The organism is Campylobacter showae (genome assembly GCF_004803815.1).
Classification (GTDB): domain Bacteria; phylum Campylobacterota; class Campylobacteria; order Campylobacterales; family Campylobacteraceae; genus Campylobacter_A; species Campylobacter_A showae.
In genome coordinates this window covers 967,286-980,283 of record NZ_CP012544.1, presented here as the reverse complement: position 1 = coordinate 980,283, position 12,998 = coordinate 967,286, and the positions used below count along the sequence as shown (strand labels likewise).

Sequence of the window (12,998 nt, the reverse complement as noted above, 5' to 3'; positions counted from 1 at the left end):
TAAAATATGGAAAAACGAAGAGATGAACTTGAGCTGCTATTTTTAAAAAATAAGCAGAGTAACAAAAACACTAATCCCCTTCCGATAATAGTTGATATAATCGGACTTATTGCCGGCTTTTTAACTCTATCTTTTGTTGCTCCTTATGATGATAGGGATGCGGTTGGATTTAAAATTTTAATACTTACCAATATCATTATATGTCTCATCTACGGCTTGATACCAAGACTACGAAACTGTAAATATTTTGTGCTTTTGGGTATTTTATTATTTATAAATTTTTTACTTTTATGCAATGTTGAAGGCTGGAATGAAGGCAGCATGGCTGGAAGTTACTACTACATAGATTTTTTTAAGCCAGCTAGCGATATATTATGGAGTTTATTACTAATATCTGCATTTTTATTTTCTATACCGATAGCCTTATACGTTTCGTTTTTACACTTCTTGTCCAGGACGACTTATTATCTATTAAATCGGGACAAATTTAAGACAAAAAACCAAGAAAACACAAAGGAGCGATAAATGGGCTACGACGTGAGTTATCATCCGATCAACGAAAGCGAGATCAAGCAGTGGTATTTTGATGCGTTAAAAAGCGCGCGAGAGGGCGACTGGTCGGTCGCGCAAAGGCTCGCAAAAGAGTACGGCATAGAGGATTTTTACGCGCAAAAATACATCGATACTCTTAAAATCGCGCTTGAAACCAAAGATGACGAGAGCTTTTCGACGGGACACGGCTACATACTCGCCGCCGTGCAGGGATTTTTTAGAAAATACTTCTACACGCGCGGCACGGCGTTTTGCTTTTTGGCGGAGGAGCATGGCGAATTTAAGCAGTATCTAAGCGACATAAGCGGTGTCATACCGCCCGAGATAAAAGCAAAATTTACAGGCGAATTTGACGGAAACTACTCGTCTGGCGCATTTATAAGCGCATCAAATTTGGCTAAATTTTGGCAGGACTACAATGCCGATGAAAATATCAAGCAAAAAACGGATAATTTTTACGCGCAAAATTTGCCTGCGTTTTTGAGCGCAGTTAAATTTAGCGTAGAAAACGGCTACGGGCTGCTTGAGGCGACAGACGTGATTATACCCAACCCGATTGATTTAAATGATTCTGAGTGCTACTCAAATCTTTTTAATTGCGACCCGGAAGGCGCGTTTATCTACGCCGATACGGCAGCTCAGCAACTAAGCGAAGCGATGAAGCTGGGTGAAAAGAAAAATGAAAGCGATAAAAACGAGAGCTCGGGCGGCTTTTTCGGCGCTATAAAGAGGCTTTTTGGCAAGTAAATTTGCTACGAGCCAGGATAAACTAGCAACCTAAATTTCGTATATCAAGAGCTTAGATTGGCCTTTTTTTGGTCAAACATAACTTTGCTGTTATTTGCAAAATTATCGCAGCAATTATTCAAATTTGATAGGTTTGTCACTTTATCTAAACGTTTTAGCGGTAAAATACGGGCGAGTTTATTGCTGCAAATCAAATTTTGCACTAGTTTTAAAAACCGCGGTGAGTAAGTTAAATTTAATGCGATAAATTTACGCTCGAAAACTCGCAATGTCTAAAATGAAATTTACTCCAGCCAAACATGCAAGCGGATACTATCGACTACTATTTGACATAATAATTTAACGAATCGTATTTGTGAAATTTTATTTACAAAAAAAGAAGTAAAACCGCCTTGTCCGTTTTTGGCAAGGCGGCAAGAAAATCAAAATAAATTTAAGATAGTAGGCTTATTTTCCTCGACCCATTTGTCGATGCGTTTTGCGTAGTTTTCATCGCCCTTAACGTCAAGCGCGAGGCCGATAAATTTGCCGTTTACTAAAAATGCAGAGTGGTTAAATTTATATCCATCCACGTCGCTAGCGCCAAAGATTTGCGCATCTTTTAGATACGGCAGAAAATCCACCGCGCCGCTAAAGAGCGTCTGGGGGTGATTGGCTTGATTGCCGATGGCTACGATGGCTACTTTTTTGCCTTTGCTTCCCGCTTTTAAAAGCGGCAGTTTCTCCGCCCAGTCAGACTGTATCTCGCCGTCGCCGTAGCTAGGTGCCGCCACGATGATAACGTCAAATTTAGCAAAATCCTCCGCCCCAGCGCTCTTTACATCAACTAGCTGTGCTCCTATTTTGCCCGCTAGATACTCGCACGCGCTCTTTGTGTGCCCCTTTGTCGTCGTGTAAAAAATACCAACGCTCATTTCGTTCTCCTTAAAATCAAATAAATTAATACCTGAATTATAACGAAATGATACTTAATTTATCTTATTTCAAATCACGCTTTTATTTGTCGTTTTCTATGCAAATTTTGGTGTATTTAATTCCCAGCTCATATGCTTTTTCATTTTCGGCATAGACTTTTTTAGGCACTTTTGAGAGCATTACGCGTTTAACTAGCTCGGTATCCAGGCAACCGCTCATCTGCACGGCCACTGCGAGCGCGACTACGCTTTGGGTTATTACATTGCCGACCTCGTCTTTGGCGATGGAGATGATCGGTATTTCGTAGATTTTCCAGCGCCTTTTGTCCTCGTCGCTAGCGCGAACCAAATTTGGCTCCACGACGATGATGCCGCCCTCTTTTACTCCGTCTTTAAACTGCTCAAAGCTAACCTGCGCAGTAGCGAGCATAAACTCGATCTCGCCCTCGTTTGCGTACGGATAAAATATCTCGCGCTCGCTTAAGATGATATCGACCTTCGTCGGCCCGCCGCGTACCTGCGAGGTGTAGGTCGAGGCTTTGACGCCGTATCCGCCCTCCTCGATTTTAGCCGCGGCTAAGATCTCACCAGCCAAAATCACACCCTGACCGCCCACTCCGACAAATCTTAATTGCCTTTTCATTTTAGCGCTCCAAAGTCGATTTTCTCGCCGTCTCTAGCGGCCTTTATCACCATGTCGTAGGCCTTAGTGTACTCCATGCGCGACTCGTTTTTGTGCAGCACTCCGAGCGGAAATTTACCCTCCCGCTCATCCTCGCTCATCGCGTCAAATTTAGCCTTGCTCACCGTGCGACCGTCGATCCACTCGAGCATTTGCGTTGCTTGACCCATTTTGTTTTTACGGCCTAGATTTATGTGGCAGTTTGAAAATACGTCAAAAAAGCTGTATCCGTCGTGCTCGAAGCCATCGGCAAATATCTTTTCCAGCTTTGAGGGCTCTATCACGCTACTGCGCGCTACAAAGGTCGCTCCTGCGGCGGCTGCGAGCTTGCACGCGTCAAAATTTGGATCGATGTTGCCGTACTGTGCCGTCACCGTCCAAAAGCCCGTCGGCGTGGTCGGGCTGGTTTGGGAGTTTGTTAGTCCGTAGATGAAATTATTTATCAAAACGTGGTTTAAATTTATATTTCTGCGGCATCCGTGGATCGTGTGATTGCCGCCTATTGCTAGTCCGTCGCCGTCGCCGGTTACCACGATGACGTGTTTGTCCGGGTTTGCTAGCTTGATACCCGTGGCGTAGGCGATCGCGCGCCCGTGCGTAGTGTGGACGGTATTGCAGTTGATATAGGAGCTAAAGCGCCCAGAGCAGCCGATGCCAGAGACCACGCACACGTCGTTCATGTCCCAGCCGAGTTTGTCGATTGCGCGGATTAGCGCCTTTAGTATCACGCCGTCGCCGCAGCCCCAGCACCACAGAGTCGGCATTTTGTCCGTGCGTAGGTAGTTATCGTAGTTAAATGCCATCAAATTCTCCTATTTTTTGCGCGATTTCTTGCGGGCTGATCGGACGACCGTTGGCTTTTAGCAGCGTTTTAAAGTCGTCTCTTAGAGTAGCTTTTATTATCTCTCCAGCGTACTGACCCAAATTTAACTCGCAGATCAAAATTTTGCTAAATTTAGCCGAGATCTCGCGCAACTTTGCGCTTGGCGTCGGAAATAGCGTGATAGGCTTAAAAAGCCCTACTTTTACGCCTTTTTCGCGTAAATTTAGCACTGCCTCTTTTGCCGAGCGGGCTACGGAGCCAAACGCGATAATGCAAATATCTGCGTCATCTAGCATAAACTCCTCCCAGAGCTCAAGCTCGTGCGCGTGCGCGTTTATTTTGTTAAAAAGACGTTTGATGTTGTAGTCCACGACCGCGCCGTCCTCTGTCGGAAAACCCGTCTCGCCGTGATGCAGACCCGTAACGTGATAGCGGTAACCGCCGAAAAATTTATTTAGTGTAGCGGGCTCGTCGGGCGCGGCTTTATACGGACGGTAGTCCGCGGGATCGCCGCCAAACTGCTTGCGCGAGTATATCTCTAGCTCGCTAATCTGCGGCAATACGGCCTTTGCATGCATGTGTCCGATCGTTTCATCTAGTAGCAAAAACACAGGCGTCATGAACCGCTCGGCGAGATTAAACGCGCGAACGGTCTGCGTATAGCACTCCTCTAGGCTTGAAGGCGCGATAACGATGCTGTTTACGTCGCCGTGAGTCGGGTTTTTCGCCTGTAGGAGATCGCCCTGCGCCACGCGGGTAGGTAGCCCCGTGCTAGGGCCTCCGCGCATGACGTTTACGATCACCAGCGGCACCTCCGCGATAAAGCCAAGCCCGATCTGCTCGGCCTTTAGCGAGATGCCGGGGCCCGAGCTTGCAGTCATCGCCTTTGCGCCGCTCATCGAGGCTCCAAGCGCCACCGAGATGCCTGCGATCTCGTCCTCCATCTGGATAAATTTGCCGCCGTGCTTTGGCAGCAGCACGCTTAGTTCGTGTGCGATCTCGCTGCTTGGCGTGATCGGATAACCGCCGAAAAAGTTGCACCCGCACTCAACCGCCGCAAGCGCGACTAACTCGTTGCCGCTAGCGATGATTTCTCTTTTGCCGCCGTTATTATTTAAAAATTCGCTCATTGCTCCGCCTCTAATTTTTCAAATTTATTCTCTTTTACGGCGGTCGCGCGCTCTTTACTTTCGGCGGTTAGTTTGGCGAATTTAAATCCCTTCTCCGCCACGTAAATAGCAAAATCGGGGCAGTGCAGCTCGCACTCTCTGCACCCGATACAGGCCTCCGGATGCACCACTTCGATCGTTTTGCCTAGCACCGCGCGCGGCTCGACGGCCATCGCCAGCACGCCCGCAGGACAGCGACTCACGCAGATATCGCACGCCTTACAGCGCGAGATATCGACCCAGACGGGGGCGTCAGTTTTTATCAGCATATTTTTCCTTATCAAATTTAACTCATAACGATAATTTTATAGCATTTAAGTTAAATTTGGTATTTAAATCGGATAGTAAAATAAAATTTGGAGATTTTTTGTATGAAAACGAGCAAATTTGAAACGCCCGTGCGGATGTTTTTGTGCTTATTGACTCAAATTTAACGACCATTGCGGCAAAATTTGGCATAGAGTAATTTTAGAAGTCAAATTTATCGCCGCTGATCCGTAAATTTGATGACGAATTTATACGGATACGGCGGTAAATTTGAAGCGATAAGCAAAAATCGGTTAAACTTAGTTTCTCCTTACGCTGGCTTTGCCAAATCCCGCAAATCTATTTGACGCAAGACACGACGTATTGTTATTTTTGCAAGATACGACATAGGAGTTTAGCTCTTTGTTGCCTTTTTTACGCGTGTTTTTATTTTTTAGATTCATAAAATCCACCGCATTTTTGCCTCTCGAGTTATGCGTAAAGCCAACCGTGCCATCTTTTTCTACACTACTTACTATGCCTACATGAGTGACGATTTTTGCTTTTTTGTTATTTTTCGTGCTTCTAGTCGTGTTGTTGAAAAATACTAAATCTCCAACCTTCGGATCGTCAAAGGCGATCAGATTTTTACTCTCGTAAAGCTTAAACATAGCTTCGCTTTTTAGACCGTGCTTGGTGTAAAATTTATCAAGCTCTTTTTCGTCAAAAAAGTCTCGATTTAATTTTTTATTTATAAGCGTCACAAAGCCCGAGCAGTCGCCGCCGTCTCTTTTACCTATATATCCTTGCAGGAGATTTAGCAGGGCCGTTTCTTTTGCGTCGAGTCGGTCGCCGGTTTTACCATAAAATGTCTTGCTTCCCCAATTTTGGATTTTATCCTTTTCTAGCGAAGTAGTAGCTTGGGTTTTACTTTGCTTCGTTAACATCGTATTTTTGGGAGTGCCTGACGAAACGTTAGCGCACCCCGACATAAAAGCCGCTAAAAATAGGGCGTAAATTTTAATTTTATAATTTACAAGCATCAGCTACGCGATTACCCCGCTTTCTTTTAGAAATTTGATATTTGCAGCCGTTTGCGATTCGCCTTTTTCAAGAGCCGCTTTTTCCTCCGCGCTTGGTTGTTTGATCTCGCGCACGCCGCCCTTGCCTAGCTTAACGAGCCTACCGCCCGCGCACTCGCCCTCTATCACGCAGCAGCTTAGCCACTGTTCGCTGCCGGTTTTTATCGCCTCGCACATCTTGGCAGCAGCCGCGCCAGGAGCGTAATACGCCGACGTGCCAAGTAGCTTAACTATCTTTGCGCCGCCAGTTTTTGCCTCCTGCGCTACCGCGTCAAATTCGCCGCCCAGATCCACGCTCACGTTACTTTGTAGCGCGACCATATCGTCGTTGTGAGAGCCTATGATGTGTGCGCTAAATGCGCTGTTTTTTAGTCCCGTTTTTTGAGAGATCTCGTATTTTAGGCGCGCAGAGTCTAGTTCGCCAGCCATCCCCAGCACCCTGCTTTTATCAAAACCGCTCGTTTTATAGACTAGATACGTGAGCGCGTCAAGCGGATTAGTTACGTTTATGATGACGCAGTTTGGAGCAAATTTAGCGATTTTCTCCACCGTGCCTTTTACGATGCCTGCGTTTTTTAGCAGCAAATCCTCTCTAGTCTGCCCCTCTTTTCTAGGACTTCCGGCGGTCACGACCACTATATCGCTATCTGCGATCAGCTCAAAATCATCCCCGCCGGCAACGCTCGCGTCCAGACCAAAAACCGCCGCGCTCTGAGATAGATCGATCGCCTTTGCGCGCGCCACGTCGCCAAATATATCCACCAGTACGATTTCGTCTGCTATGCCTCTTAGCAAAATAGCGCTAGCCGCACTCGCGCCTACGTTTCCGGCTCCGATAACTGAAATTTTCATTTTTTTCCTTTTTTATAAAATTTGATTTTGTAAAATTTGATTAAACGTCGCGCTCGGCTTCATCGCCGCGCTCGCCTTTTTATCATCCGGCTTATAGTATCCGCTGATATCGACCTTTTGTCCTTGCGCCGCGTTTATTTCGGCCACGATCGCGCTCTCGTTTTGCGCGAGATTTTGGGCGGCGAGTTTAAATTTATCGCCCAGCTGCGTACCGCTAGCGGCAAGCTCGATCGCCCAGTAAAGCGCGATATAAAAATGGCTCGTGCGCGTATCTAGCTGCCCCACTTCAAACCGCGGAACTTTGTTTTCTTTTAGATAGCGCTCTACGGCCGCGTTTAGCGTATCTGCTAAAATTTGCGCCTCAGGGCTTTGCTTAAAGCCGGCTAACTGCTCAAGACTAGCGCCCAGAGCCAAAAACTCGCCCAAACTATCCCAGCTTAGGTGATTTTGCTCCAGCAGCTGTTCGGCGAGTCTTGGCGCGCTGCCTCCGGCTCCCGTTTCAAAGATACTTCCGCCCTCCAGTAGCGGCACGATAGAGAGCATCTTGGCGCTGGTTTCAAGCTCCAAGATCGGAAAAAGATCGGTCAGATAGTCGCGCAAGACGTTGCCCGTGACGCTGATGCAGTCCTCGCCGCGCCTCATGATCTCAAGCGATTTTTTACAAGCAGTCGCAGGAGACAATATCTCTATATCAAGCCCGCTCATATCCATGCTAGCTAGCTGCGCTCTTACCTTTTTTAGGATTTCTCGGTCGTGAGCCCTGTTTTTGTCCAGCCAAAATATCGCCTTTTGTCCCGTGATTTTCGCGCGTTTTAGCGCTAGCTCGACCCAGTTTCGCACGGCGACGTCTTTAACCTGCGTCATCCTAAATATATCGCCCTTTTCTAGCTCAAATTTAAATAAAATTTCGTCTTTGGTGTTTAGCACGCGCGCCTCGCCCGCTTCGCTCATTACAAAGGTTTTATCGTGACTGCCGTACTCCTCGGCCTTTTTAGCCATTAGACCTACGTTTGAGACGCTGCCGATTTTAGCGGGATCTAGCGCGCCGTTTGCCTTGATATCCGCAATCGCGGCTTCGTAAACCACAGCGTAGGTTTTATCCGGTATCACGGCTTTAGTTTCGCGAGCTATACCCTCTTTATCCCACATTTTGCCGCCGTTTTTTATCATCGCCGGCATCGAGGCGTCGATGATAACGTCGCTAGGAACGTGTAAATTTGTAACGCCTGCGGCCGAGTTTACCATCGCTAAATTCGGCCTCTTTGCGTAAATTTCATCAAATTTGGCTTTGATTTTTTCCTGCGTAGCTTGAGGCAAATTTAAAATCCTGGCAAAAAGGTCTTTTAGCCCGTTGTTTTCGCTGACGTTTACGCTTTTTAGCTCGTCTGCGAACTCATCAAAAACTTCCGCGAAAAAAATCTTCACAAAATGCCCGAAAATCACTGGATCGCTCACTTTCATCATCGAAGCTTTTAGATGCACGCTAAAGAGCAAATTTTTTGCCTTCGCGTCCGCGATTTGCTCTTTTATAAAGGCGTCTAGCTTACTTGCGCTCATAAAGCTAGCGTCGATTATGTCGCCTTTTTCTACCGTTAAATTTTCTTTTAGCACGCGTTTTTTGCCGCTTTTTGAGATAAACTCCACGCGTAAATTTTCATCCGTTTCAAAGCTAATCGAGCGCTCGGAGGAGTAAAAATCTCCGCCCTTCATATAGGCGACTTCGGTTTTGCTGTCTTTTTCAAAAGGGGTGATTTTATATGGATTTTCGCGGGCGTAGCGTTTTACCGCACCGACGCATCTGCGGTCTGAGTTGCCCTCGCGCAGCACTGGATTTACCGCGCTTCCTAGCACTTTGGCGTATCTAGCGGCAGTATCTTTTTCCTCAGGCGTTTGCGGCTCGGACGGGCATGGCGGCAGATCGTAGCCTTTGGCACGAAGCTCCATGGTAGCGGCGTTTAGCTGAGGCAAACTTGCCGAGATATTTGGCAGCTTGATGATATTCGCACGATTTTCTTGCGTCAAATTTCGCAGCATCTCCAGATCGTCGCTTACGCGTAGATCAGGCGGTAGCTTGTCGTTAAAAGCGGCGATGATCCGCGCGGCTAGCCCTATGTCGGCCTGGACTATCTCTATGCCGCCCGAGCGCAAAAATGCCTGCAGGATCGGAAAAAGCGAGTAGCTAGCAAGCAGCGGGGATTCATCGGTTCTAGTATAGACGATGTCGCTCATCTTTCCTCCTAAATAAATTTCGCAAAATCTTATCCAAATTTATATTAAAACGCCTTTTGGCGCGCTATTTTTGGGAATTTATCGCGCCGACGTGCTCATCGTAGGTTACGCTAAATTTATGCTTGCCCGTCTTTTTATCCCGCACGAAGTACAAAAACTCGCTCTGCGCCGGCCTTATCGCCGCCCTTATCGCCGCTAGACCCACGGTACAGACGGGGCTTGGCGGCAGGCCTTCGTTTAGATAGGTGTTAAATTTGCTCTTATCGCTTCGTATGCGTTCGGCCGTGACCGTCTCGTGCGAGTAGAGTCCGTAGTTTAGCGTGCCGTCCATTTGTAGCTTCATGCCCTTTTTTAGGCGGTTTTGTATGACGGAGGCCACAAGTGGCATCTCATCCTCGCTCGCGGCCTCTTTTTGCACGACCGAGGCAGTAACCAGATACTCGCTCCAGTGCTTTTCGTCATAGCTTCCCAGTAGCTCGGTCGCCGTTTTTTCGTGGGATTTTTTAGATAAATTTACGAGGTGCGCCGCTAGTTGTTCTTCGTTTACGCCAAGAGGCACTTTATAGGTCTCAGGCACCAAAAAGCCGTCTTCTAGCGGAGCAAATTTGGCGTAAAATTCATTTAGCTTCGCCTCGCTCAAATTTAGCTTTTTTGCGACCTCTTGTAAAAATACGGCCGTCGTTTCGCCCGGAATCAGCGTTATTTGCGTTAGGGCCGCTTTTGCGGTCGTGAGCTTGTATAAAAAATCAAGCTTGCTAAGCTTTGCCGCGCCCAGGTCTATCCAGCCTGCTTGCACGTGCCCCATAGCGCGCAAGATCACGGCGTCTAATTTATTTGCGTCCGTATTTTTTTCGCTTAGATATGATATAATCGCGAGCGTACTGCCCTGAGGCACGAAAATGACCTCGCTCACGCTCACCGGGCGGCTAAGATAAACAAGAAAGCTCAGAAAAAATATGAAAATCATCTCGCTGATAATGAAGAAAATTTGGCGCATTTTGATCCCCGCGGTTTTGATATTCGTCATTTTTATAGCCGTCCTAAAACACGGCGCCATGATAGAAAATATCGACGCGGGCGACTTTAAAATAGAGCAATTATATATAAAACTCGATAAAAAAATAATTTTACGCGCGAAAAATATAGAGATACCTAAACAAAGCGCCAAGGATAGCTCCGAGGAAACGCTACTTGACCTCTCCAAAAACATCGTCTGGATCGACAGGCTGTTTGAAGAAATCTTACTCGAGCGCATCAAATTTTTAAACAGCGAGTCCACGCTATTTTACAGAGACGACGTTTTTTATCTGGATAGCCCGTTTTTGGCGGTTAGCTCAAATTTTAAAGATACCGAAGACGGCATAACCGCAAACGTTTATCTACTCGAGTTTAAGGACTTTAACATCACTTTAAGCGGCGTTAGCAATGCCGATTTGAGGCGCCAAATTTACGATTTTAACGGCACTTTTTCTAGCCACGAGCTAAACGGAAACGCTACCGTAAATCTCAAAAAAGCCGAGCTAACATACGAGCTAAGCGACATAAACGCGACTAGCCTACGGGGCTTTATGGACGAGCTGGGCGCAAAAACTGGGCTAGATAAAGAGATAAAAAGCTGGATCTACGGCTACATCACGGCGGATAACTACTTCGTAAAATCGCTTCGGGGTAGATTTGACCTAAACAAGCAAGAACCATATCTAAACGAGCTTAGCGCGCAGGGATTTTCTAAAAACGTAAAGGTTAAATTTCACGAAAAGCTACCCGCCGCGACCGCCGAAGGAGTCGATGTCGAGCTAAAGAAGGGTTCGCTGTTTTTCACGCTAAAAAACCCAAAATGGCAGGGCAAAAATCTAAACGGAAGCAATCTTGAAATCTATAAAATTTTCGAGGAAAAAGGCGCGGGACTCACGCTAAATCTGCAAACCTCGGCCCTCTACGACAAAAGCGTAAACTCTATACTAAAGGCCTACGATATCGAAGTTCCCGTTGAGCAGCTAAGCGGCAAAACGGACGCCAAACTCGCGCTTGATATCAAATTTGATCCGCTAGAAGTGACGCCTAAGGGCAAATTTAAGATCACCGGCGGGCAAACTCTGATCGCGGGAGCTAAATTTAACGTCGAAACCGCAGACGTCGAGCTTTTAAACGACAAACTAAAGGTAAGTGCAAAAAATACGGGGATGGACTTTTTTAGCGCGGACGCAGCGGTAAATCTCGATCTAGGAAAGCTCGCAGGCGACATAAACGGCACGCTAAAAGGGCTAAATTTAGCATTTGGCAAGAGCGAAATTTTAAAGCTAGGCGCGACGCCGTTTGCTGCTAGGCTTGATTTTAGCGGCAAGGATACGAAGCTAGATATCGCTTCGCCCGCTACCGTGGGTTTAAAATTCGGCGCGCAAAACGAGATAAATTTACCCGACTCGCGCGATCTACTGCCCTACTCGCCGCTGCTAAAAAGCCTACAAATCTCTGAAGGCGGCGTAAATATAAAAACCAAGGATTTTGAAAATCTAAGCATCGAGGCTAACGGCGTCAAATTTGAAACTCCGCTACTTAAAAAAGACGGCTCGCCATATGACGCCGATAGCTTTACCATCGACGTAAACGCAAAAGGCGCAACGGGCAAAAGCAAAAGCGGCGGGTTAAATTTCAAAATCGCGGGCGGTAAAACGGAGCTTTTTATAAAGGAGCTTGATCTGGCGCTTAGCGGAGATGAAAATTTGACCGACAAAGACGGCGACATCGAGTTTGAGGCCAAGGGCTCAAAGCTGATTTTAAATGATTTCAACGCGACTCTAGACCTGCTAGCCTACAGCGGCCAGAGCGCGGGCGGGACGGTGAGATTTGACGCAAAGCCCGCTCGCGGCAACTTTTCGCTCATAAAATCGGACAAAAAATTTGAAATGTGGGCAAACGACATCAGAGGCGAGTTTATCAACTCGATCTTTAACATCAAAAGCTTTGAGGGCGGCAGCTTTAAAATGCGCGTTTTAGGCGGCGGGACGAATGATTTCAAAGGCGAAGTGAGACTAATCGGCGCCACGCTAAAAGACTATACGTTTTACAACCAGCTTCTGACGTTTTTAAACTCCGTGCCGTCCCTGCTCGTGTTTAAAACACCGGACTTCGGCGCGGACGGGTATCCCGTGAAATTTGGCAAAATTTTGTTTGAGAAAAAAGGCGATGTGCTAAAGTTTCTAGCCATCGAGTTAGAGAGCTCGAGCGCTGATATCGGCGGTCACGGCACGATAAATCTCGCAACCAAAGAGATCGACGTGGATCTGGAGCTAAAGCTGCTAAAGGACGCTAGCTCCATCATCGACAAAATCCCGCTCATAAATCAGATCGTGCTGGGTAAAGACCGCACGCTATCAACCGTCATCAAGGTGCGTGGAACTCTGCAAAAGCCGCAGTATTCGACGCAAATCCTGCAAGACACGCTACTCTCGCCGTTTAAGATAATCAGAAACGTACTCGAAGCGCCGTTTTTGATATTTGAGTAAATTTGACGAGCTTCCAGGCGTCTGCGCTGCTAGTTTGCGGGTTAAATAAAGCCAAATTTGATACCCCGCGCCGCTCGACTGTGCAAGGCGTTCGCGGGCTATTGGCAAATTTAGTCTTTGATATTTCTAAATGGCAAGCATGAGCGCCATACTTAAATACGGCAAAAACCGAATCGAAAACAAAGCCCAAAATCAC

The 12,998-nt window shown here is 46.9% G+C and carries 12 protein-coding genes; 3 read left to right on the top strand and 9 right to left on the bottom strand.

The genetic code is table 11. The features are described from left to right. Window positions 1–6: 6 nt before the first annotated feature. Window positions 7–525 (top strand): hypothetical protein, encoded by a 519-nt coding sequence (locus CSHOW_RS04795; RefSeq protein ID WP_002947884.1) that lies wholly within the window; start codon window positions 7–9, stop codon window positions 523–525. Then, window positions 526–1,299, top strand: coding sequence for a hypothetical protein (locus CSHOW_RS04790; protein ID WP_002947885.1), 774 nt, complete (start codon window positions 526–528; stop codon window positions 1,297–1,299). A 422-nt stretch (window positions 1,300–1,721) separates the two neighbouring features. Here CSHOW_RS04790 and CSHOW_RS04785 read toward each other — a convergent pair whose 3' ends face one another. The 9 genes from CSHOW_RS04785 to mltG all read right to left on the bottom strand — a co-directional run bounded on the left by CSHOW_RS04785 (window position 1,722) and on the right by mltG (window position 10,323). Beyond that, a complete protein-coding gene (locus CSHOW_RS04785) occupies window positions 1,722–2,213 on the bottom strand; it encodes a flavodoxin domain-containing protein (protein ID WP_002947887.1) in 492 nt (163 codons plus the stop codon). An 82-nt stretch (window positions 2,214–2,295) separates the two neighbouring features. Further along, a complete protein-coding gene (locus tag CSHOW_RS04780; protein WP_002947888.1) occupies window positions 2,296–2,856 on the bottom strand; it encodes a 2-oxoacid:acceptor oxidoreductase family protein in 561 nt (186 codons plus the stop codon). Beyond that, window positions 2,853–3,698, bottom strand: coding sequence for a 2-oxoglutarate ferredoxin oxidoreductase subunit beta (locus CSHOW_RS04775; protein ID WP_002947889.1), 846 nt, complete (start codon window positions 3,696–3,698; stop codon window positions 2,853–2,855). The genes CSHOW_RS04780 and CSHOW_RS04775 overlap by 4 nt, the downstream gene beginning before the upstream one ends. Continuing rightward, the gene (locus tag CSHOW_RS04770) at window positions 3,688–4,848 is read right to left on the bottom strand and encodes a 2-oxoglutarate synthase subunit alpha (protein WP_002947891.1); all 1,161 of its coding nucleotides are present in this window, start codon (window positions 4,846–4,848) and stop codon (window positions 3,688–3,690) included. The genes CSHOW_RS04775 and CSHOW_RS04770 overlap by 11 nt, the downstream gene beginning before the upstream one ends. Next, the gene (locus CSHOW_RS04765) at window positions 4,845–5,156 is read right to left on the bottom strand and encodes a 4Fe-4S binding protein (protein ID WP_002947892.1); all 312 of its coding nucleotides are present in this window, start codon (window positions 5,154–5,156) and stop codon (window positions 4,845–4,847) included. The genes CSHOW_RS04770 and CSHOW_RS04765 overlap by 4 nt, the downstream gene beginning before the upstream one ends. Window positions 5,157–5,453: 297 nt before the next feature. Next, window positions 5,454–6,125 carry a CHAP domain-containing protein gene (locus CSHOW_RS04760; protein ID WP_418656673.1) on the bottom strand — a complete coding sequence of 224 codons (672 nt, stop codon included), beginning with the start codon at window positions 6,123–6,125 and terminating at the stop codon, window positions 5,454–5,456. A 54-nt stretch (window positions 6,126–6,179) separates the two neighbouring features. Next, complete coding sequence (locus CSHOW_RS04755) at window positions 6,180–7,067, bottom strand: lactate/malate family dehydrogenase (RefSeq protein WP_002947898.1); 888 nt, start codon at window positions 7,065–7,067, stop codon at window positions 6,180–6,182. A 12-nt stretch (window positions 7,068–7,079) separates the two neighbouring features. Then, complete coding sequence (locus CSHOW_RS04750; RefSeq protein WP_002947900.1) at window positions 7,080–9,296, bottom strand: NADP-dependent isocitrate dehydrogenase; 2,217 nt, start codon at window positions 9,294–9,296, stop codon at window positions 7,080–7,082. 64 nt (window positions 9,297–9,360) lie between these two features. Continuing rightward, window positions 9,361–10,323 (bottom strand): endolytic transglycosylase MltG, encoded by a 963-nt coding sequence (gene mltG, locus CSHOW_RS04745; RefSeq protein ID WP_171992808.1) that lies wholly within the window; start codon window positions 10,321–10,323, stop codon window positions 9,361–9,363. Here mltG and CSHOW_RS04740 point away from each other — a divergent pair. After that, complete coding sequence (locus CSHOW_RS04740; protein WP_002947915.1) at window positions 10,253–12,802, top strand: YhdP family protein; 2,550 nt, start codon at window positions 10,253–10,255, stop codon at window positions 12,800–12,802. The genes mltG and CSHOW_RS04740 overlap by 71 nt on opposite strands. Window positions 12,803–12,998: the final 196 nt, after the last annotated feature.

Excerpts from the sequence above, each read along its gene's own strand:
- CSHOW_RS04795 (WP_002947884.1), top strand. The coding sequence starts at position 7 with ATGGAAAAACGAAGAGATGAACTTGAGCTGCTATTTTTAAAAAATAAG.
- CSHOW_RS04790 (WP_002947885.1), top strand. The coding sequence starts at position 526 with ATGGGCTACGACGTGAGTTATCATCCGATCAACGAAAGCGAGATCAAG.
- CSHOW_RS04785 (WP_002947887.1), bottom strand. The coding sequence starts at position 2,213 with ATGAGCGTTGGTATTTTTTACACGACGACAAAGGGGCACACAAAGAGC.
- CSHOW_RS04780 (WP_002947888.1), bottom strand. The coding sequence starts at position 2,856 with ATGAAAAGGCAATTAAGATTTGTCGGAGTGGGCGGTCAGGGTGTGATT.
- CSHOW_RS04775 (WP_002947889.1), bottom strand. The coding sequence starts at position 3,698 with ATGGCATTTAACTACGATAACTACCTACGCACGGACAAAATGCCGACT.
- CSHOW_RS04770 (WP_002947891.1), bottom strand. The coding sequence starts at position 4,848 with ATGAGCGAATTTTTAAATAATAACGGCGGCAAAAGAGAAATCATCGCT.
- CSHOW_RS04765 (WP_002947892.1), bottom strand. The coding sequence starts at position 5,156 with ATGCTGATAAAAACTGACGCCCCCGTCTGGGTCGATATCTCGCGCTGT.
- CSHOW_RS04760 (WP_418656673.1), bottom strand. The coding sequence starts at position 6,125 with ATGTCGGGGTGCGCTAACGTTTCGTCAGGCACTCCCAAAAATACGATG.
- CSHOW_RS04755 (WP_002947898.1), bottom strand. The coding sequence starts at position 7,067 with ATGAAAATTTCAGTTATCGGAGCCGGAAACGTAGGCGCGAGTGCGGCT.
- CSHOW_RS04750 (WP_002947900.1), bottom strand. The coding sequence starts at position 9,296 with ATGAGCGACATCGTCTATACTAGAACCGATGAATCCCCGCTGCTTGCT.
- CSHOW_RS04740 (WP_002947915.1), top strand. The coding sequence starts at position 10,253 with ATGAAAATCATCTCGCTGATAATGAAGAAAATTTGGCGCATTTTGATC.
- mltG (WP_171992808.1), bottom strand. The coding sequence starts at position 10,323 with ATGACGAATATCAAAACCGCGGGGATCAAAATGCGCCAAATTTTCTTC.